The organism is Novosphingobium sp. GV079 (assembly GCF_003058045.1).
GTDB lineage: Bacteria > Pseudomonadota > Alphaproteobacteria > Sphingomonadales > Sphingomonadaceae > Novosphingobium > Novosphingobium capsulatum.
Genome location: NZ_QBUE01000014.1, coordinates 84,424 through 104,606 on the forward strand (window position 1 = coordinate 84,424; position 20,183 = coordinate 104,606).

A 20,183-nucleotide genomic window follows, 5' to 3' on the forward strand; every position below is an offset into this window, starting at 1 on the left:
CATGCGTTCAGGCCAGGGCCTGGAGTTCTTCCGCAGCTTTCGCTGCTGCCATTGCCAGGATCACCGGCGAAGGTTGCAACTCGGCCATGCGCGCCCGGGTCGCGGCAAACGCCCCATCCGCCGCAGCAACCGCCATATCGATGTCAGCTTCCGTCATGCAGGCGGCGATGAACATGTTATGCCAGGGATGAATATAGACGCCGCGCTGCAGCATCTCTTCTGCCCAGGCAAAGCCGACGCGCAGATCGGGATCGTCGTCGAACAGCATGATCGGCATTTGCGACGGCCCCGTCTGGCGCAGGCCGAACCCGTGCCGCTCGGCAGCGCTGGCCAACCCGGCCCGCAGCCGGTCACCCATGCGGATCATCTGTTCAAGGTAATCGCTCTCGCGGATGATGCGCAGCGTCTCGAGCGAGGCTGCCATCGGCACGGCCGCGAACCAATAGGAGCCGGTGACGTAGATCGAGCCAGCGCCCTTGCGGCAGCGATCCGATCCCAGCAGGATGGACAAGGGCTGTCCGTTCGCCACGGCCTTGCCCCAGCAGCTCAGATCAGGCTGCACGCCGACAAGCGACCAACTGCAATCCCGCGCCAGCCGGAAACCGGCGCGCACATCATCGACAACCAGCATCGCCCCGGTTTCGTCGCACAGCTCCCTTGCCCGGCGCGCATAGACCGGATCGGGCAGCGCCTGGTCGAAAAAGGCATCGTGCTTGAACGGCGTGGCGAAAATAGCGGCCAGGTCTTCGCCGGCATCGCGAACCGCGGCCTCGAGGCTCTCGGCATTGTTGTATTCGTAATAGCGCAGCATGGCGCGATCTTCGGCCACGACGCCAACGGGATTGGGCGTGCACCAGGGCGCCGCGCCATGATAGGCGCCCTTGGCCAGGAGCACGATCCGTTTGCCGGTTTGCGCGCGAGCGGCGACCATCGCCATGCTGGTGGCATCCGTGCCGTTCTTGCAGAACATCGCCCAGTCCGCATGGGTCACCATCGAAACCAGTGCTTCGGCAAGATCGACCATCACCGGCGATGGTCCGGTCATGGTGTCGCCTTTTGCCGCCTGCGCAGCGGCCGCCGCGTCCACCCGCTGATCCCGATACCCCAGCAAGCTCGGCCCATAGGCGCACATGAAATCAAGATAGCGGTTGCCATCGGCATCCCAGATGTATGCGCCTTCCGCTCGCTCGAAAAACTGCGGGAACGTGGCAGGCAGCGCATGCACCGCCTCGTGGCCATACATGCCGTTGGGAATGACCTTGAGTGCGCGAGCCTTGAGATCGCGATCGGCAGTACGATCCATAGAAACCTCGACAATGATAGTGTGAACTATGTAATTTTGAGCTTGTGAGATTGTCAATTCGCTTTCCGCAAAGGCTGGAAATATCGAACCAGGCCAACCCCATTTGCAACGAAACGACAGAAATCATCCGCTACGGTCGACATAATAAAATCACGCACTCATCAGCTTTCAACAAACGACGGCGGTGCAGATGATTTTCAGCCGGTTACGGAAAATTCCGCCTGAAGAAGATATACCCTATCGTCCGTAGGAAATCTTCGAGATCTTTTCTCGAAACGCGTCCATATCTTCGACCGACAGGTGGTTTGGCTCACCCAACTGCTGCGCCAGGAGGTATTGCCGGCAAAGAATCTCGAGCCGATGGGCGAACATCATCGCAATGGGCATCGAAGGCCCGCGCGCGGTCATGCCGTGGTTGGCCATGAGGCAGGCGTAGCGATCGATCAGCGCGTGCGAGACATCTTGCGCCAGCGTTTCGCTGCCAAAGGTCGAATACGGCACGCAGGGAACGTCGTCCCCACCGAACAGGCCGACAAGGTAGTGAAACGGCGGCAACGAATGGCAATGGCACGACACCGCAACACAATTGTCGGAGTGCGTGTGCACGATTGCGGTGGTATTGACATCGTTGCGATATATGCCGGCATGCAACTGCCACTCGCTCGACGGATCGAGACTTTTGTCCCAGTCCCCCGATGCGTTGACGTAGACAATGCTCTCTTCGCAAATATTGTCGCCATCAGCGCCCGCCGGTGAAATAAGCATGCCATTACCGAAACGGACACTCAGGTTTCCCGAAGACAGCTCGGTCAGGCCGAGGTCCACAACCCGTCGGTAAGCCTCTGCCAGCTGGTTTCTTGCCTGCTTTTCGGTTTGATCGCTCATGAGCCCTCCTTGCGCGAAACGCGCCGCCGAAAGCGCCTTTCAAAGGCACGATTCGCTCCATCCAGATGCACAGATACCGCACCCAATAGAATAGTCCAGACTATTGTTTATGCCGGCTGCATGCGCTACTCTGCCGCTGCGCTTGACGAGAAGGGATGCGACGAATGGACAGTGTCGAGATCGGAAGCCTGGGAACGCTTGCCGAGTTCGGTTTCACCGGCGGCCGCGATAGCATCCGCCCCTTTGCAGAGCGCGTTTTTGCCGGCCCGGAGCCTCGTTTCCTTCAGGACCAGGACGGGAACCTGGCGGTTTTCCGCAATGCGGATTTGCAGAAACTGGGCGCCCTGCCCCAGATCGGCAACGTTCCCGCCGGGGTGCTGTTTGGCGAATCGCTCACGCGGATGGACGATCCCACGCCGCCATTGGGTGCCGAAGTCGCGCGCGTGGTGGCAAACCAGGTCTTCACCGCCAATCCGCCGATCCATCGGCCGTTGCGCAAGGCGCTGGTTTCCCGCCTCGGCCCCAGAGAGGTGAGCGCGATGCGGCCGGTGGCGGAGGAAACCGTACAGCAAATCCTCGATGATCTTGCGCCTTTTGGCGAGATAGACGTCATGAGCGACGTCGCCGAACGGCTCACCTGCGGGTTCTGGGGCCGCATGCTGGAGATGGACGCCGACGAAATCGTGGCGATGCAGGCCTATACGCAGGACCTGACCCGGCTTTTTCACTTCGACCGCAACGCCGAAGACTACATCGTGCTCGACAACGCCATGCGCGGATATTGGCGCGTGATCAGGGCAGCGGCCGAGCGCAGCCTTCGTCGGGGCGAGAATCTCTTCGTCGTTGCCTTGGCCGACGACCTCCGGCGGATCGATCTGCCGGACGATCCCGACGAGGCGGGAATCGTCCCGCGCGATGTTGGCGCCATGCTGGCCGGCAACCTGATCGACGGTTTTCATACCGCGGCCCTTGGCGCCGCCAACACGCTGTTCGCGCTGCTGAAAAATCCAGACGCCCTGGCGCGGGTGGTTGCTGACCGGCAACTTGTGACCAGTGCCATCTTCGAAGCATTGCGCATCGAGCCGCCCGTGATCCACCTGCCCCGCTGGGCGATGGAGGAGGTTATCTTCGCGGGCGTGCGCATACCGCGCGGCGCGATCGTCTCGCTGATGTGGGGCATCGGCGGCTTCGACCCAGCGGCTGTGACCGACCCGCTGCGCTTCGACCTCGATCGCTCGCGCAAGGGCAGCACGACGTTCGGCGGTGGCCAGCACATTTGCCCTGGCCGGTATGTGGCCGTGATGCTGATCGAAGTGCTGCTCGACGCGGTAATGGCCCGCGGCCTGACGCTCACCCCCGGAACGGCAGCGCCGCAATGGATTCCGGCGCACGCCATGGGCCAGATGGAGCACTTTCCGCTTCGCCTGGCGCCAGCTTCCTGACTGCACAACGCCTTGCCGACGCAGCGCCAGCACGACCAACAACGATATTTATAGCTACTTTATACACAACCACCCCCGCCTGGTTCGGATGAACTGCGGGCACACCGATTTGAGAGGAGCCGACATGCGCGAGTACACACGATTTTACATCGACGGCCAATGGGTTGAACCGGCAGGCCAAGAGACCCTCGATGTCCTCAATCCCGCGACCGAGGCGGTCGCCGGCCGTATTGCGCTGGGCACCGCTGCCGATGTCGACAAGGCCGTTCACGCGGCGCGGCGCGCTTTTCCTGGCTGGTCTGCCACCAGCCGGGAAGACCGGCTCGCCATCCTGGGCAGCATTCTGGCGGAATACCAGAAGCGCGCCGACGATCTTGCCGCGGCCGTGACCGAGGAAATGGGGGCGCCGGTCTCGCTGGCGCGCAATGCCCAGGTGCAGATCGGGCTGGCGCACCTCGCCACCGCACTGGAAATTCTCAAGACGTTTCCATTCACGCAGGAGCGCGGACAGACGCTGATCGCGCGCGAGCCGATCGGGGTCTGCGGCCTGATCACGCCGTGGAACTGGCCGCTCAACCAGATCACCTGCAAAGTGGCGCCGGCCATTGCCACAGGCTGCACCATGGTGCTCAAGCCATCGGAGATCGCACCCTTTTCCGCGCAGATCTTTACCGAGATTCTGGAGGCCGCCGGGCTTCCCGCTGGCGTGTTCAACCTGGTTCATGGCGACGGCATTGGTGTGGGCGTGCCGCTTTCCTCGCATCCCGAAGTCGACATGGTGTCGTTCACCGGATCGACGCGGGCAGGCATCGAAGTGGCGCGCAACGCCGCCGCAACCGTCAAGCGGGTGGCGCAGGAACTGGGCGGCAAGAGCCCGCACATCGTGCTCGACGATGCCTATCTGCCGCAAAGCGTTGCCGGCGGCGTGCAGGGCATGATGATCAACTCCGGCCAGTCCTGCAATGCGCCGTCGCGCATGCTCGTGCCGGCCGCGCGCATGGCCGAAGCGATCGAGAGTGCGCGGGCTGCCGCAAGCAGCATCACGGTCGGGCCGCCTGATGGCAACGCCCAGATCGGCCCCGTTGCTTCGCAGGCCCAGTTCGACAAGATTCGCGGGCTTATCCAGTCAGGCATCGATGAAGGCGCCACGCTGGTCGCCGGCGGGGTCGCGCGCCCCGAAGGCCTGGACAAGGGCTATTATGTCCAGCCCACGGTGTTCGCCAACGTGACGCCTGACATGACCATCGCGCGGGAGGAAATCTTCGGTCCCGTCCTGTCGATCATGGCCTACCAGACGCTCGACGAGGCAATCGAAATCGGCAACGACACCGAATATGGGCTCGCCGCCTATGTCAGCGGGGCAGATATCGAAACGGCGCGCAAGGTGGCAGCCAGGATGCGCGCGGGCCAGGTATCGATCAACGGCGCGCGCGATCTGATGGCGCCGTTCGGCGGCTACAAGCGCAGCGGCAATGGCCGCGAATGGGGCGATTTCGGCTTCCACGAGTTCGTCGAGGTGAAAGCCGTGCTCGGTTACGCCAGCCAGGGGTAAACCGGCGCAGCGCCGCGCTGAATAATTTCTCCCACAATTCCAAATCAACCTGCCCAAGCACGTATGAAAAGGATGCGATATGAGCGTTGCAATTTCGGCCCCGGAAACCGGGCTCTTCAATCCCAACCCGTCTGACAACTGGAAACCTGTGGAAGGGTCTCCCACGATGAAGACGTGGCTCGAATTCCAGACGGCAGACAAGACCATGGTGACCGGCACCTGGCATTCCACCACCGGCACCTGGCATTCCGAAAACACGCCCTATCACGAATATATCTATCTGATCGCAGGCGCGATCGAACTGACGGCGGATGGCGGCGAGACGGTCAGCGTCAAGGCCGGGGATGCCTTCATGGTCGAGGCAGGGTTCACCGGGACCTGGAAAGTGACCGAACCGGTGGAGAAGCGGTTCTGCCTGCGGCTGGCGTAATCCCCGCCTGAGAGGCAGGCGCGCAGACCGCCGTCGCGGGAAGGCCTGCTCCGACCGCATGCCGGGGCAGGCCTTCTTATTTGGGCGCGCAACAGGACCGTTTCTGGCGGTCGACGGTATGTTAGGCGATGGGAACGTCGAGACGATAGAATTTGGCAGCAGAGCGCGCGAACAGCCACGATTTCTCGTCTGCCGAGGCGGAACGCGTCAGACGTTTGAACGCGTTCCAGGTTTCGACATAGTCTGCGCCCCAGCGGTCGACCGGGAAGTTGCTTTCGAACAGCGCACGGTGCGGCCCAAAGGCTTCGATGCAGCTTTCGATATAGGGCTGCCACAGGCGCGCGAGAGTCTCGGAGCCAACGCGTTGCGTGGGTCCGAGGCCGTCGAGCATCGTGAAGGGCATGCCCAGCCCGCCCAACTTGACGTGGACGTTGGGGCAGGTCGCCAGTTCCCGGATGGCGCGTTGCCAATCGGGAAAGGTCGCTGCCAGCGTGCCGCGATGCCGGGCGATCCCCAGCGGCGTGCCAACGTGATCCAGCATGATCGGCACCTGCGGAAACGCACGGGCGAGGTCCGTCACTTCCCCGATCTGCGGCGCGAATACCCAGGCATCGAACGAGAGGTCTGCCTCGGCCAATGCGGCAAAGCCGCGCCGAAAGGCGTCGCTGCCATAGAGCCCACGGGGCGCTGGGGCGACCGGGCCGAGCACGCGTTCGTCGTCATGCGGGCCGATGTTGCGGATGCCGCGCAGTTTGCCCGCGCCAGCCGCTTTCGCGCGCGCCAGCGCCGCAGCGGCATCATCGCTGGTCAGATCGACATAGCCCACGATCGCCGCGCACGGCTGGCCTCCCGAAGGATCGCCCGCGCCTGCCTGCGCGATTTCCACGACCCGTTCGATCTCACCCAGCGCGCGATCGTTCTCCGATCCGTGCTCGTGGTAGAATGCGCCGCATTCGACATAGACCGTGGCGATGATGTTATGGCCGGTGCGCAAGTCCGCCAGGAACTCGTCGCGCAGATACACGGGGTCTTGGGCAAAGATATCGTTGAACGGATGCACCGCCTTTGCCGCATAGTGGCTTTCGGGATGGTCCTGCCAAAGATGATGGTGCGGATCGATGATCGGCAGATCGGGATCGATCGCGTCCTCGCGCGGCATTATCCGCGCTGCGTTACCCAGCCCCATGCTATCGCTGTCCTTTGCTGTGGCCAAACACCGCCCCTGCCCCAGCGCCTCGGCCATCTTGACCCTGTGAAATGCGGTTCCGGGCCGGCAAAGCGGCGGGCACGCATATTAATAGCTATCGCTATTGATTGGGTCAAGCCGGTGCGGTAGCATGCGTACTACGCATAGCGGCCCGGAAACTGGGCGCGGCGAGGCCCAGTCGGGTTCAGCGCCGCGGTTGTAATAACGATAGCGATTGATGGACAGGAGAACTGAAATGGACACGCTCGCGCCGGCAGACCGGACAGCCGCACAGACCGATACCGCATCGCAGGAATGGCAGATCCGCGTAGAACTGGCCGCGCTCTATCGGCTTGTCGCCCTGCACGGCTGGGATGACGCGATCTATACCCACATTTCGGCGCGACTGCCCGGGGATGATCACCACTTCCTGATCAATCCCTATGGGATGTTTTTCGAAGAGATCACGGCCTCGTCGCTGGTCAAGATCGATCTGGATGGCAAGATCATCGAGCCGACGCCGTACAAGGTCAACCCGGCCGGCTTCACGATCCATTCGGCGATCCACGGCGCGCGCGAAGACGCCCGTTTCGTCATGCACCTCCACTCCGATCACGGCGTTGCCGTGTCGACCCACAGCGAGGGGCTTCTGCCACTGACTCAGCATGCGCTCATCGCGCTGCCCTCGATCAGCTACCACGGGTATGAAGGGATCGCGCTCAATCTTGAGGAGCGTGAGCGGATCGTCGCCGACCTGGGGGACAAGAAGACCATGATCCTGCGCAACCATGGTACGCTTGCGGTGGGAGAAACGGCGGCAGAAGCGTGGCTCGGCATGTATTACCTTGAAAAGGCATGTGCCCAGCAGGTGGCTGCGCTGTCGATCGGGCGAGACAACGTGATGCTTGCGCCAGCCGCTGCGCAGGAAGAAGTGCGGCAGCAGGTGAGTACCGGACGCGCAAAATCGGCGATGCTGGCTTGGCCGGGCTTCCTGCGCCAGCTCGATCGCCGCTTGCCCGGTTACGACAGCTGAGGTCCTGCCGGTTTAGCCACGGCGGGGCAGCGTATCAGGCTTTGCCCCGCCTTTGCTGCCGCGGCAACTGTACGTGGAACACCGCGCCACCATCCGGGCGGTCGCCTGCCAGGACTGTCCCGCCGTGCGCCTCGACAACCGCTTTCACCACGGCGAGGCCAAGGCCACTGCCTCCGTGCACCCGGCTGCGCGACGGTTCACCCCGCCAAAAGCGGCGAAAAACCTGATCGGGCTCGTGCGACGGCAGACCGGGACCACGATCGGTAATGATCAGCAAGGCGCTGGCACCATCGATTTTCGTTTCGACTTCGACCACCCCACCTGTTGCGGCATGCCGGCGGGCGTTGTCGACAAGCGCGAGCAGGACCTGTCCTAGCCGTTGCTCATCCATCTCGACCAGGGTCGGCGCGAGGCGCGTTTCCAGGCGCATGCCGGCGCTGGCCAGGATCGGCTCGAGGGCGTGCAGGTGCGTGGCGGCGAGCAGCGCCATATCGGCCAAACGCACATTCAGTTCGAGACGGCCGGTATTGGCCAGGCTGAGCGTCTGCAAATCCTCAACGATGCGCGCGAGCAGATCCACCTCCTGGATCAGCGCGGCGATCGCGGGACCATCGGTGGCAAACACGCCATCCAGCTGGCCTTGCAGCCGCCCGCGCAAGATTGTCAGCGGGGTGCGCAACTCGTGCGCGATGGCGGCAGAGCCTTCGCGCAGATCACGGTCATAGGCTTCCAGCGCCTCGGCCATGCTGTTGAAATCGGACAGCAATTGCCGTAGCTCGCCCGCGCCCGGCGGCCCTTCGGCCGCCCGCGCCGACAGATCGCCCGAGGTGATCGCGCGCGCCGCGTGGCTCACTGCCTCGATCGGGCGGGCCAGGCGGGTGGCCAGCGCCAGGCCAACCGCGATGCCGAACATCGATGCTAGCGCAGCCAATCCGATCAGCAGCACGCTTTGTTCGTGGTCGATGGTCTGCGCAATCCGCACCCGTTCCTTGTAGAGCGCGACAGCGGCTGCCGCCGGCGGCCTCCCCCCGGCGTTGACCTCCATCAGCGTCTGGCGCGCAACCGGATCGAGCGCATTGAGCATCATCTGCTCTTGCCATCGCGCGAAGAGATTGAGCCCGACATAGCCGAACAGAATGGCCAGCAGGATGGCCAGGATCATCGCCGCCGCCAGTTGCGTGCGCAGGCGCAGCGTGCGCCACATCATCGCGCCGACAATCGATAGCCGACGCCGCGCACGCTTTCGAGCACGTCGCCGGCCCCGGCCATCTCCAGCTTGCGCCGCAATTTCGACAGGTGGCTGTCGACGGTCCGTTCGAGCGCCTCTCCTTCCGGAAGGCAGGCATCAAGCAGCGCGCCGCGACCGACCACCCGCGGGCTCGCGCGGGCGAGATATTCGAGCAAGCGAAATTGCGTGATGGTCGTCTCGATCAGGCGGCGCGGTCCCTGGCCTGCGGAAACCGACACGAGATGCGCATCGCAATCGATCTCGATCACCCCGATCCGCAGCCGCTGCGGCACGCTTTGCGACCTTGCCCGGCGCAGTACGGCGGCAGACCTCGCCACCAGTTCGGCCGGATTGAAAGGCTTGACGACATAGTCGTCTGCCCCGATGCGCAACCCCGCAAGCCGTTCGTAATCCTCGCCCAGCGCGGTTACCATGATGATCGGCGTGTCGGAATGCGCGCGCATCCGCGCCAGGGCCTGAAACCCATCGAGCTTGGGCAGCTTGACATCGAGGATGACAAGGTCCGGGGCCAGCCGGTAGTGGTTCTGGACGCCTTCCTCCCCATCTGCGGCGCGGACCACGCGGTAGCCCTCGCGCTCGAAATAGGCCCGGATAATGTCAGCGATTTTCTGCTCGTCCTCGACGACCAGCACCAGGGGCCCGGACTCGGTCATGCATTGTTGCCCAGCGATTGCGACATAGCCGCAGGTATTATAGCCCTGACTATATTATACAAGCCAGCCGAGCGGCGCGGGCAAGGCCCTCTCATCACTCCGGGGCGAACAAGCCGTTGCCCAATACCGACTTGTAGGCATCCATCACCACGGCCAGCGAGCGATCCTTGCGCCACCCCTGCAGATCGTAGGCCGCGTTGATTGCCGCAAGCAGAAACTGTGCGGCGATGAACGGATCGACCAGGCGAACGGCGCCTTCGGCCATCCCCTCCACCAGCTCGCCCATCATGCCGAGAGCTGTGCGCTGGGCATAGCGCAGCGCCAGCGCGCGAACCGCAGGCGGCATCGCCTGATAGGCCGTCACGCGCAGCAGCGGGAACTCGTCGGCAAACTGCAACTGCAGCGCCGACTGCACCGTGGCGGAAAGCCGCTTCCACGCCGATGCCTGCTCGGCCCTGGCCCTGGTCTGCAAATCGGCCAGGCGACGGTGGCTGGCCCGCCAGCACGCGACGACCAGATCATCCTTGGAATCGAGATGATGGTAGAAACTGCCCTTGGTGCGATTGAATTCCGCCATGATCCGCTTGACGGACGCGCCGCGATAGCCGGTGGCATTGATGAAACGCGTTGCCACGCGCAGAAAGCTTTCCTGGTCGCCCGCGTCGGTTACCGCCCCCGGCGTGAACACGCGAACGTCCCAGGCCGTGCCGGGCGTGACGATACCGCCGTCGAGAATCCGGAAAAAACGCTGCCGGACATTGGGCATATCCCCGATCGCGAACTGCCCGAGCCATGTGCGCTGCCATAGCAGCGCCTCGTTGAGGATGTGCGCGCGCGCAATCAGCACGTCGCGGTGCGAGGCATCGCGGGCCGGGCCAAAGAAACTGCGGATCGCCCGCAGCGTGCCGCGATATTGCTCGATCAGCGATGATCGCGCCGGCTCGTCCATCGAGCGGATTTCGGAAAGGTTTGCCAGCGGCCGCTCCGACTGGCGCAGGGTTCCCGCAAAGTGCTCGAAATGCAGTTCGACGTAGCGGGCAACGCGCGCGCGGGGCGTCGCCTCTGCCTGCGCTGCATCCACCATCGCTGCCAGCCTGCCGAGCGTGTCTTCGAACACCGCCGTCAGCAGCTGCTCCTTGCGACGGAAGTAGTAGGTCACGCTGGTCGTGCTCAGGCCCAGTTCGGTCGCCACGTCAGACAGCGTCATCCCGCGCATGCCCTTGTCGTTCAACAGCGCCGTAGCCGCATCGACGATGCGCTGCTTCTGCCTGTCAAAGCGGGTCGCGCTATCGACCAAGGCAGCGCCGGTTTCCGCGCCAGGCATGGGGGGGATGGTGTCGCACATGCATGCCTTATCGCCACTCGCGCCGCGGCTGTCGACCCACAGATTGCACCACCCCAAACTGCGATTCGAATATCGGGTCAGTTTTGACAAAGCGACGAGCCGTGCCGATTTTACGCAATATATCTCGTTTTGCTTGTCGAGTCCTGCTGGACAGGTCTGCAGAGATGCGTCATGGTCAGGCATAATTAGAACTTAGGGTATGGCCCTTGAGTCGGCCAGCCTCTGGAGAGGTCCATGAATTTCACCTTCACCGAACGTGAGCGGCACTTCCAAGGCGCGGTGCGTGATTTTATCGCCGCGCACGTCAGGCCGCAGGTCGAAGCCTATGGGGCGGAGGTGAACACCGGCGATCGCTGGACGCCATCACAAACGATCGAGGCGCTCAAGCCAAAGGCCAAGGCTGCCGGGCTGTGGAACCTGTTCATGCCGCCGGCGTCGGGCCATAGCCATGTGGACGACAGCTTCGTGTTCGAGGGAACGCAGCTCAGCAATCTTGAATATGCGCTCTGCGCCGAAGAGATGGGGCGCATCGGCTGGGCTTCGGAAGTGTTCAACTGCTCGGCGCCCGACACCGGCAACATGGAAGTGCTGCACCGCTATGGCACGCGGGCGCAGAAGGATCGCTGGCTCAAGCCGCTGATGGAGGGCACCATCCGCTCGGCGTTCCTGATGACCGAGCCCGAGGTCGCCTCGTCCGATGCGACCAACATCCGCACCTCGATCCGGCGTGACGGCGATCATTATGTGATCAACGGGCGCAAGTGGTGGTCGTCTGGCATGGGCGACCCGCGCGCCAAGCTGGCGATCGTGATGGGCAAGACCGATCCCGATGCCCCCGCGCACAGCCAGCAGGCGATGATCCTGGTCGATGTCGATACGCCCGGCGTGAAGGTCGAGAGGCTGCTGTCGGTTTATGGCTATGACCACGCCCCCCACGGCCATGCCGAGGTTACGCTGACCGATGTGCGCGTGCCGGCGGAAAACCTGCTGCTGGGCGAGGGCCGCGGCTTTGAGATTGCCCAGGGAAGGCTCGGGCCGGGCCGCATTCATCACTGCATGCGCACGATCGGCGCCGCCGAGGAGGCGCTGGAGGCCATGGCCAGGCGGCTGGTATCGCGCACCGCGTTCGGCAAGCGCCTCTCCGAACACAGTGTGTGGGAGGAACGCGTCGCCCGTGCCCGCATCGACATCGAGATGACGCGGCTGCTCTGCCTCAAGGCGGCCGACATGATGGACCGCGCCGGCAACAAGGCCGCCCGCAACGAGATCGCGATGATCAAGGTGCAGGCGCCGATGATGGCCCTGAAAATCATTGACGATGCCGTGCAGGCCCATGGCGGCGCTGGTGTCTCGGGCGATTTTCAGCTGGCGGCAGACTGGGCCAACATCCGCACGCTGCGCCTTGCCGACGGCCCTGACGAGGTGCACGCCCGCGCCATCGCCCGCGCCGAACTCGGCAAATACCGTGACGCCGCGCGATGAGCGATCTCGACCAGGACAAGCTGGCGGGATGGCTCAAACAGGCAACCTCTGCCGAGCTGCGCGCGGTGGAGAAGTTTGCCGGCGGGCAGTCCAATCCCACCTACCGCATCGAAACCTCGGCCGGAAATTTCGTGCTGCGGCGCAAGCCGTTTGGCCGGTTGCTGCCGTCGGCCCATGCGGTCGACCGTGAATTTCGCCTGATCTCGGCCCTTTCCCCAACCGGATTCCCGGTGCCCCGTCCGATTGCGCTGTGCGAGGACGAGAGCGTGATCGGTGCCGTCTTCTACCTGATGGAACTGGTGGAGGGCCGCACGCTGTGGGATGGCACGCTGCCCGATATCCCCAGGCCCGATCGCCATGCCTATTACGAGGCGATGGTCGATACGCTGGCGGCGCTTCACGCGATCGATCACCAGGCCGTCGGGCTCGGTGATTTCGGACCGCCAGGCAACTATTTCGAGCGGCAGATCCAGCGCTGGACCAAGCAGTATCGCGCCGCGCAGACGGACGACATTGCCGAGGTGGACAAGCTGATCGATTGGCTGCCGCGTACAGTGCCCGCGCAGACCCGCACCGCGATCATCCACGGCGACTACCGGATCGACAACCTGATCTACGACCCCACTGCCCCCAGGGTGGCCGCGGTGCTCGATTGGGAGCTGACCACGATCGGCGATCCGCTGGCCGACTTCACGTATTTCGCGATGAACTGGGCGATGCCGCGTGACGGGCGGTCGGGGCTCGCCGGCCTCGATCTCGCGGCCGAAGGGCTGCCGCCGCTTGGCGCCATGGTCGACCGCTATTGCGCGGCAAGCGGGCGAGACGCCTTGCCCGATCTGCATTGGTATTTTGCCTACAACCTGTTCCGCCTGGTCGGCATCGTCCAGGGCATCAAGAAGCGTCTGATCGATGGCAATGCCTCGAGCAGCAGGGCCGCAGAAGCCGTCGCCAAATTGCGGCCGCTGGCCCAGGCCGCCTGGGCACAAGCACGCCAGGCCGGCGCCACCGCATAAGGAGAGCGATAAACATGGACTTGTTCGATCTGACCGGCAAAGTCGCGATCATCACCGGATCGTCGCGCGGCATTGGCCGCGCCATCGCCGAGGCTTATGCCGATGCCGGTGCCAAGGTGGTGATCTCCAGCCGCAAGCAGCAGGCTTGCGAGGAAGTTGCCAACGCCATCAACGCCACGCATGGCGAGGAACGCGCCATCGCCATCGCGGCCAGCATCTCCGACAAGGCGATGCTGCAGGCGCTGGTCTCGGAAACGCGCCAGCGGTTCGGCAAGATCGACATCCTCGTCTGCAACGCGGCCTCCAACCCCTATTACGGGCCCATGGCGGGGATCACCGACGAACAGTTCCGCAAGATCTTCGACAACAACGTGCTGGCCAATCACTGGCTGGTCAACATGGTCGTGCCCGAAATGATCGAGCGCGAGAACGGCGCGATCGTGATCGTCTCCTCGATCGGCGGGCTGATCGGGTCCGACGTGATCGGCGCCTACAACGTGTCCAAGGCCGCCGATTTCCAGCTGGTCCGCAACCTTGCGATCGAATTTGGCAGGCACAACGTGCGCGTCAACGCCATCGCACCCGGGGTGATCCGCACCGACTTTGCCAAGGCGCTGTGGGAAGACCCGGAGGCAGAGGCCGCGCTCAAGCGCGTCACCCCGCTCGGCCGCATTGGCGAGCCCGACGAGATCGCGGGCGCAGCGGTCTTCCTCGCTTCGAAAGCCGGCGCCTATGTCACCGGCCAGGGCATTGTCGTTGACGGTGGCACGACTATCCGGGGCGGCCTGTGAACGCGCGGTTCGCCGGGAAGAGTGTCCTCGTCACCGGCGCGGCATCGGGAATTGGCCGTGCCGCGGCCATCCTGTTTGCCGAACAAGGCGCAAGGGTTTTGGCGGTCGACCTTTCCGATGGCGTGGCAGCGACGGCTGCCGCCCATTCCGCGATTACCGCGATGCGCGGGGACGCGGGCAATGAAGGCGATGTCATCGCGATGATCGCCGCCGCAATCCAGACGCATGGCGGAATCGATGTGATCTTTGCCAACGCCGGGATCAGCGGCGGCATGGCCGGCATCTTCGACCAGTCGGTGGAAGATTGGCAGGCCCTGCTGCAGGTCAACCTGATCGGTCCGTTCCTTGCCATCAAGCATGGTGCCAAGGCCATGCTCGATGCCGGAACCGCCGGTGCGATCGTCTGTACCGCCTCGGTCGCAGGGCTGCGGGCCGGCGCGGGTGGCCCGGCATACTCCGCATCCAAGGCCGGGGTGATCAATCTTGTGCAGACCGCGGCACAGCAGCTCAGCGGATCGGGCATTCGCGTCAATGCGGTGTGCCCTGGCCTGATCGAGACGGGCATGACCCAGTCATTCTACGAACGCGCCCGCGCCAAGGGCAAAAGCGACCAACTGGGGCAACTCAACCCGCTCAAGCGCGGCGGCCAGCCCATCGAGATCGCCACCGCGGTCGCATTCCTCGCGTCCGGCGAGGCCAGCTATGTCAACGGCCATGCCCTGGTCGTCGATGCCGGCCTCTCCTCCTCCCATCCCTTCGCCCGGCCGCGCGGCCTGGGCGAGACGTCCTTCTGACGAGAGATATCCCATGATCGAGACCAAGCTTCACGACGACGTCCTCGAGATTGTCATGGCCAACCCGCCGGTCAATGCACTGGGGGCGCAGGTCCGCCAGGGGCTGGCCAAGGCGCTGGCCGATGCGCAGGGCGATCCGGCGATCAAGGCGATCGTCATTCGCGGCGCCGGCAAGATGTTCTCGGGTGGCGCCGACATTACCGAGTTTGGCAAGCCGCCGGTCGATCCTTGGCTGCCGCAGGTGGTCGATGCGATCGAGGCGAGCGCCAAGCCGGTGGTCGCCGCCATTCATGGCATGGCGCTGGGCGGCGGGCTGGAGGTGGCGCTGGGCGCGCATTACCGGATCGCCAGCCCCAAGGCCAGGCTGGGCCTGCCCGAAGTCTCGCTTGGCATCCTGCCCGGTGCCGGTGGCACGCAACGGCTGCCGCGCCTCGTCGGCGTGGAAACCGCGCTTGGCATGATTGTCTCGGGTACGCCGATCGCGGCGAGCAAGGCGGCGCAGGCCGGGCTCGTCGACAAACTGGCCGAAAGTGACGAAAGCCTTGCCGCCGAGGCGATCGCCTATGCCCGCACGCTCACTGCGCCCCGCCGCACCGGCGATCGTTCGGTTTCGGCCGATCCGGCAGTGTTTGAACAGTTTGCGGCCCAAAATGCCCGCAAGATCAAGGGCCTCGACGCGCCCCAAGCCTGCATCGCGGCGGTGAAGGCCGCAACCGAACTGCCGCTCGACCAAGGGCAGGAAAAGGAACGCGCGCTGTTCCAGCAACTCGTCGCCGGCGAGCAGTCCAAGGCGCTGCGCCACGTCTTCTTCGCCGAGCGCGCCGCGGCCAAGATTGATGGCCTGCCCAAGGATATCCAACTCCGCCCGATCACCAAGGTCGGCGTGATCGGCGCCGGCACGATGGGCGGCGGCATCTCGATGAATTTCCTCTCGGCGAATATCCCGGTAACCATGGTCGAGATGGCGCAGGATGCGCTGGACCGTGGCATCGCAGTCATGCGCAAGAACTATGAGGCGACTGCCGCCAAGGGCAGGCTCACCGCCGAGCAGGTGGAAAAGGCGATGGGCCTGGTCACCCCGACGCTCGACTTTTCAGCGCTTGCCGACTGCGACCTCATCATCGAGGCGGTCTATGAAAACATGGACGTGAAGAAGGATATTTTTGCCAGGCTCGACGGCATCGCCAAGCCGGGCGCGATGCTTGCGTCAAATACCTCCTATCTCTCGATCGACGAAATCGCGGCGGCAACCACGCGCCCGCAGGACGTGCTCGGCCTCCATTTCTTCTCGCCCGCCAACGTGATGAAGTTGGTCGAGGTGGTACGCGGCGCCAAAACCGCGCCCGATGCGCTGGCCACCGGCATGGATATCGCGCGCAAAATCGGCAAGGTGCCGGTGGTTGCCGGGGTCTGCTATGGCTTCATCGGCAATCGCATGCTGATCCCGCGCCAGGCCAACGCCAACGCGTTGCTGCTGGAAGGCGCGACGCCGGAACAGGTCGATCGCGTGCATACCGAATTCGGCATGCCGATGGGTCCGTTCCAGATGGCTGACCTCGCCGGCGTCGATATCGGCTGGCATCGCGATCCCAGCCGCATCGAAAGCCTTCAGGACGCGCTGTGCGCCGAGGGGCGCTGGGGCCAGAAGAAGCAGGCCGGCTTCTACGATTACGACGAAAAGCGGCGGCCGACGCCATCGCCGGTCGTCGCGACGATCATCGATGATTTCCGCGCCAGGGCTGGCATCGTCCCGCGCGATATTTCCGACGAGGAGATCATGGTGCGCACGCTGTACTCGATGGTCAACGAAGGCGCCAAGATCCTGGAAGAAGGCATCGCCCAACGCGCGTCGGACATCGATGTCGTGTGGAACTATGGCTATGGTTGGCCGCGCCACAAGGGCGGGCCGATGTTCTGGGCAGACACGGTTGGATTGGACAAGATCGCGCAGGCCCTGACACGCTACCAACAAGCGCTGGGCGCCGAATTCACGCTCTCGCCGCTGCTGCTGGACTGCGCCGCGCAAGGCAAGCCGCTCGACCGATAAGCGACGCACAAAAAAGACAAGACAAGAGGAGAGCATCATGCCGCTACGCTTCGCTGAACCGGCGACCGAGGCCTATCGCTTCCCGCTGACCATCCGCCACCTGCTCGATAGTGCCCTGACCACGGCGAGCGACCGGCGGATCGTCTATCGCGACCAGGGCAGCTGGACCTATCGCGAGTTTGCCGGGCGGGTCGGCCGGCTCGCCTCGCTGCTGGCGGACCTGGGTGCCGAGCAGGGGATGACGATCGCGGTGATGGACTGGGACAGCCACCGCTATCTCGAGGCCTATTTCGCCGTTCCGATGATGGGCGCGGTGCTGCAGACGGTGAACGTGCGCCTGCCCGCGCCGCAGGTTGCCTACGCGCTGAACCACGCCAAGGCGGAGATCCTGCTCGTCCACCATGATTTCTTTTCGCTGGTTGAAGCCGTGCTGCCATCGCTGCCCGGCGTAAAGGCGGTGGTCGCCATCATGGATGGCACGCAAGGCGCGCTGCCGGCCTATGCCAAGGGCGAGTACGAAGCGCTGTCGGCCGCAGCTTCGCCGGATTATCCGTTCGAGGACTTCGACGAAAACGCCGTTGCCACCACCTTCTACACCACCGGCACCACCGGCAATCCCAAGGGCGTGTGCTTTACCCACCGCCAGTTGGTCCTCCACACGCTGGCGTGCAACGCGCCGTTCGGCGCGGCCGACGGCACCGGCTTTGCCTACAAAGACGTCTACATGCCGCTGACGCCGATGTTCCACGTCCATGCCTGGGGCGTGCCCTATGTCGCGACGATGCTGGGCATGACGCAAGTCTATCCGGGTCGGTACGAGCCCGAGATGCTGTGCCGGCTGCACGCGCAGCACAAGGTGACCTATTCGCACTGCGTGCCGACCATCCTGCGAATGCTGCTCGATGCGGCCGAAAAGACCGGCACCGATGTCAGCGGCTGGACGATCACCGTGGGCGGATCAGCATTGTCGCCGCAACTCTGCGCCGAAGGGCGCCGCAAGGGCATGCGTCTGATCGCGGGGTACGGCATGTCGGAAACCGGGCCGCTGGTCTCGGTCGCGCGTATCCGCCCCGGCACCGAAGGCGATGACGCGGCGGAAATCCAGGCATTGACCGCGACGGTCCCGGCCCCGCTGATTTCTGCGCGGATCGTCGATGATGACATGAATGATCTGCCGCATGACGGCCAGACGCGCGGCGAACTGGTGCTGCGCGCGCCCTGGCTTACCCCCTGCTACACCGGCGACGCCAAGGCCTCGGAAACGTTGTGGCGCGGCGGCTGGATGCACACGCAGGACATCGCGACGATCGATCCCGATGGCTATATCCGGATCCGCGACCGACTGAAGGACGTGATCAAGACCGGCGGCGAATGGATCGATTCCATCCAGCTGGAGGAACTCGTCGCCACTGCCGAAGGTGTGGTGGAAGTGGCGGTGGTGGCCATGCCAGACGCCAAATGGGGCGAGCGGCCCTTGGCGGTTGTGGTCGTGCGGCCCGGCGCCGCGCTGACGCTCGAAGCGCTCAACGCGCCGATCGAGGCAGCGATCAGCCAAGGCACCATCACCCGCTATGCCAAGCTGGAGCGCTTTGCCGTGGTCGAGGGCCTGCCCCGCACCAGCGTCGGCAAGATCGACAAGAAGCTCATCCGCGCCACCCATGCCGATAACGCCCAGGCGGGCGTGGCCTGATGCCCTGCTCCGCTCTTCGCCGCGGCCTCCGCCCTGCCCCTGCCCCCCGCCAGCCGCATGGCGGCCTGTTTGAAAGGTTGATCTGATGGATCTCCACTTCTCGCCCGAGGAAATGGCTTTCCGTGAGGAAGTCAGGGCTTTCCTGAAGGACCGGCTGCCCACGCGCATCGCCGAAAAGGTGCGCACCAGCAAGCGGCTCACCAAGCAGGACATGGTCGAATGGCACGCCATCCTCAACGAACGCGGCTGGTATGCCAACCACTGGCCCAAGGAATATGGCGGCCCCGGCTGGTCGGTGGCGCAAGCGGCGATCTTCGACATCGAAAGCGCGCTGGCCCACGCACCGCGCATCGTCCCGTTTGGCGTTTCGATGCTTGGCCCGGTGCTGATCAAATATGGTTCGCAGGCGCAAAAGGATCATTGGCTGCCGCGTATCCTCGACGGTACCGACTGGTGGTGCCAGGGCTATTCCGAACCTGGTGCCGGCTCTGACCTTGCCAGCCTGAAAACCAGCGCGGTGCGCGATGGCGACCACTACGTCGTCAACGGCCAGAAGACCTGGACCACGCTTGGCCAGTATGCCGACATGATTTTCTGCCTGGTGCGCACCTCGACCGAGGGCAAGAAGCAGGAGGGCATCTCGTTCCTGCTGATCGACATGAAAACGCCTGGCGTCGAAGTTCGCCCGATCATCCTACTCGACGGCGAGCACGAGGTGAACGAGGTGTTCTTCACCGATGTGCGCGTGCCGGCGGAAAACCTGGTGGGCGAGGAGAACAAGGGCTGGACCTATGCCAAATACCTGCTGACTTACGAGCGCGCGGGCCTAGCCGGGGTTGGCGGCTCGATGGCGGCGTTCAACCACCTCAAGGAAATCGCGCAGAGCCAGCGCAAGGGGGGCCGGCCGCTCGCGGAAGACCCGTTGTTCGCCGCGCGTCTCGCCCGGCTGGAAATCAACCTCGAGAACCTCAAGCTCACCAACCTGCGCGTGCTGGCCGCTTCGGGAAGCGGCGGGTCGGCGCCGCTGGAAATGAGCGCGATGCTCAAGATCTGCGGCACCGAGATCCGCCAGGAGATCACCAGCCTCACCCGGCGCGCGCTGGGGCCATACGCCCAGCCCTTTGTCAGCGAGGCGCTGGACGAGGGCTTCAACGGCGCGCCGATCGGGCCGGACTATGCCGCGCCAGTAGCGGTGGACTATTTCAACAACCGCAAGCTCTCGATCTTCGGCGGCTCCAACGAAGTGCAGCGCGAGATCATCACCAAAGCCCTGTTGGAGCTCTGAGCC

Annotated in this window: 17 protein-coding genes; 11 read left to right on the forward strand and 6 right to left on the reverse strand. The window is 64.2% G+C overall.

Going from position 1 to position 20,183, the window contains the following annotated elements:
• Positions 1 to 7: 7 nt before the first annotated feature.
• Positions 8 to 1,303, reverse strand: coding sequence for an aminotransferase class III-fold pyridoxal phosphate-dependent enzyme (locus tag C8K14_RS16740; RefSeq protein ID WP_022677716.1), 1,296 nt, complete (start codon positions 1,301 to 1,303; stop codon positions 8 to 10).
• 237 nt (positions 1,304 to 1,540) lie between these two features.
• Positions 1,541 to 2,188: a class II aldolase/adducin family protein gene (locus C8K14_RS16745; RefSeq protein WP_022677717.1), complete on the reverse strand. Its 648-nt coding sequence runs from the start codon at positions 2,186 to 2,188 to the stop codon at positions 1,541 to 1,543.
• A gap of 164 nt (positions 2,189 to 2,352) precedes the next feature.
• Here C8K14_RS16745 and C8K14_RS16750 point away from each other — a divergent pair, with 164 nt between their 5' ends.
• From C8K14_RS16750 to C8K14_RS16760, 3 genes are all read left to right on the forward strand, one after another.
• Positions 2,353 to 3,630 carry a cytochrome P450 gene (locus C8K14_RS16750; protein ID WP_158271942.1) on the forward strand — a complete coding sequence of 426 codons (1,278 nt, stop codon included), beginning with the start codon at positions 2,353 to 2,355 and terminating at the stop codon, positions 3,628 to 3,630.
• A gap of 124 nt (positions 3,631 to 3,754) precedes the next feature.
• Entirely contained in the window at positions 3,755 to 5,182 is a 1,428-nt protein-coding gene (locus C8K14_RS16755; protein WP_107717744.1) for an aldehyde dehydrogenase family protein, read from the forward strand.
• A 79-nt stretch (positions 5,183 to 5,261) separates the two neighbouring features.
• Positions 5,262 to 5,612, forward strand: a complete 351-nt coding sequence (locus C8K14_RS16760) for a cupin domain-containing protein (protein ID WP_062786662.1) — start codon at positions 5,262 to 5,264, stop codon at positions 5,610 to 5,612.
• 121 nt (positions 5,613 to 5,733) lie between these two features.
• On the opposite strand, the gene C8K14_RS16765 is transcribed toward C8K14_RS16760, so the two are convergent.
• Positions 5,734 to 6,798, reverse strand: coding sequence for an amidohydrolase (locus C8K14_RS16765; protein ID WP_233251122.1), 1,065 nt, complete (start codon positions 6,796 to 6,798; stop codon positions 5,734 to 5,736).
• Between the two features lie 256 nt (positions 6,799 to 7,054).
• Here C8K14_RS16765 and C8K14_RS16770 point away from each other — a divergent pair, with 256 nt between their 5' ends.
• A complete protein-coding gene (locus C8K14_RS16770; protein WP_022677722.1) occupies positions 7,055 to 7,831 on the forward strand; it encodes a class II aldolase/adducin family protein in 777 nt (258 codons plus the stop codon).
• Between the two features lie 34 nt (positions 7,832 to 7,865).
• On the opposite strand, the gene C8K14_RS16775 is transcribed toward C8K14_RS16770, so the two are convergent.
• The 3 genes from C8K14_RS16775 to C8K14_RS16785 form a co-directional block, all read right to left on the reverse strand.
• Entirely contained in the window at positions 7,866 to 9,038 is a 1,173-nt protein-coding gene (locus C8K14_RS16775) for an ATP-binding protein (RefSeq protein WP_107717746.1), read from the reverse strand.
• The gene (locus C8K14_RS16780) at positions 9,035 to 9,733 is read right to left on the reverse strand and encodes a response regulator (RefSeq protein WP_107717748.1); all 699 of its coding nucleotides are present in this window, start codon (positions 9,731 to 9,733) and stop codon (positions 9,035 to 9,037) included. The genes C8K14_RS16775 and C8K14_RS16780 overlap by 4 nt, the downstream gene beginning before the upstream one ends.
• Positions 9,734 to 9,827: 94 nt before the next feature.
• Positions 9,828 to 11,057 (reverse strand): TetR/AcrR family transcriptional regulator, encoded by a 1,230-nt coding sequence (locus C8K14_RS16785; RefSeq protein WP_022677724.1) that lies wholly within the window; start codon positions 11,055 to 11,057, stop codon positions 9,828 to 9,830.
• 255 nt (positions 11,058 to 11,312) lie between these two features.
• Here C8K14_RS16785 and C8K14_RS16790 point away from each other — a divergent pair, with 255 nt between their 5' ends.
• The 7 genes from C8K14_RS16790 to C8K14_RS16820 all read left to right on the forward strand — a co-directional run bounded on the left by C8K14_RS16790 (position 11,313) and on the right by C8K14_RS16820 (position 20,180).
• Positions 11,313 to 12,560 carry an acyl-CoA dehydrogenase family protein gene (locus C8K14_RS16790; RefSeq protein WP_022677725.1) on the forward strand — a complete coding sequence of 416 codons (1,248 nt, stop codon included), beginning with the start codon at positions 11,313 to 11,315 and terminating at the stop codon, positions 12,558 to 12,560.
• The gene (locus C8K14_RS16795; RefSeq protein ID WP_107717753.1) at positions 12,557 to 13,573 is read left to right on the forward strand and encodes a phosphotransferase family protein; all 1,017 of its coding nucleotides are present in this window, start codon (positions 12,557 to 12,559) and stop codon (positions 13,571 to 13,573) included. Before C8K14_RS16790 ends, C8K14_RS16795 begins: the two co-directional genes overlap by 4 nt.
• A gap of 14 nt (positions 13,574 to 13,587) precedes the next feature.
• Positions 13,588 to 14,364 carry an SDR family NAD(P)-dependent oxidoreductase gene (locus C8K14_RS16800; RefSeq protein WP_022677727.1) on the forward strand — a complete coding sequence of 259 codons (777 nt, stop codon included), beginning with the start codon at positions 13,588 to 13,590 and terminating at the stop codon, positions 14,362 to 14,364.
• Positions 14,361 to 15,158, forward strand: a complete 798-nt coding sequence (locus tag C8K14_RS16805; protein WP_107717754.1) for an SDR family NAD(P)-dependent oxidoreductase — start codon at positions 14,361 to 14,363, stop codon at positions 15,156 to 15,158. The genes C8K14_RS16800 and C8K14_RS16805 overlap by 4 nt, the downstream gene beginning before the upstream one ends.
• Before the next feature lie 13 nt (positions 15,159 to 15,171).
• A complete protein-coding gene (locus C8K14_RS16810) occupies positions 15,172 to 17,205 on the forward strand; it encodes a 3-hydroxyacyl-CoA dehydrogenase NAD-binding domain-containing protein (RefSeq protein ID WP_107717756.1) in 2,034 nt (677 codons plus the stop codon).
• Between the two features lie 37 nt (positions 17,206 to 17,242).
• The gene (locus C8K14_RS16815) at positions 17,243 to 18,895 is read left to right on the forward strand and encodes a long-chain-fatty-acid--CoA ligase (RefSeq protein WP_107717758.1); all 1,653 of its coding nucleotides are present in this window, start codon (positions 17,243 to 17,245) and stop codon (positions 18,893 to 18,895) included.
• Between the two features lie 85 nt (positions 18,896 to 18,980).
• Positions 18,981 to 20,180: an acyl-CoA dehydrogenase family protein gene (locus tag C8K14_RS16820; protein WP_022677731.1), complete on the forward strand. Its 1,200-nt coding sequence runs from the start codon at positions 18,981 to 18,983 to the stop codon at positions 20,178 to 20,180.
• Positions 20,181 to 20,183: the final 3 nt, after the last annotated feature.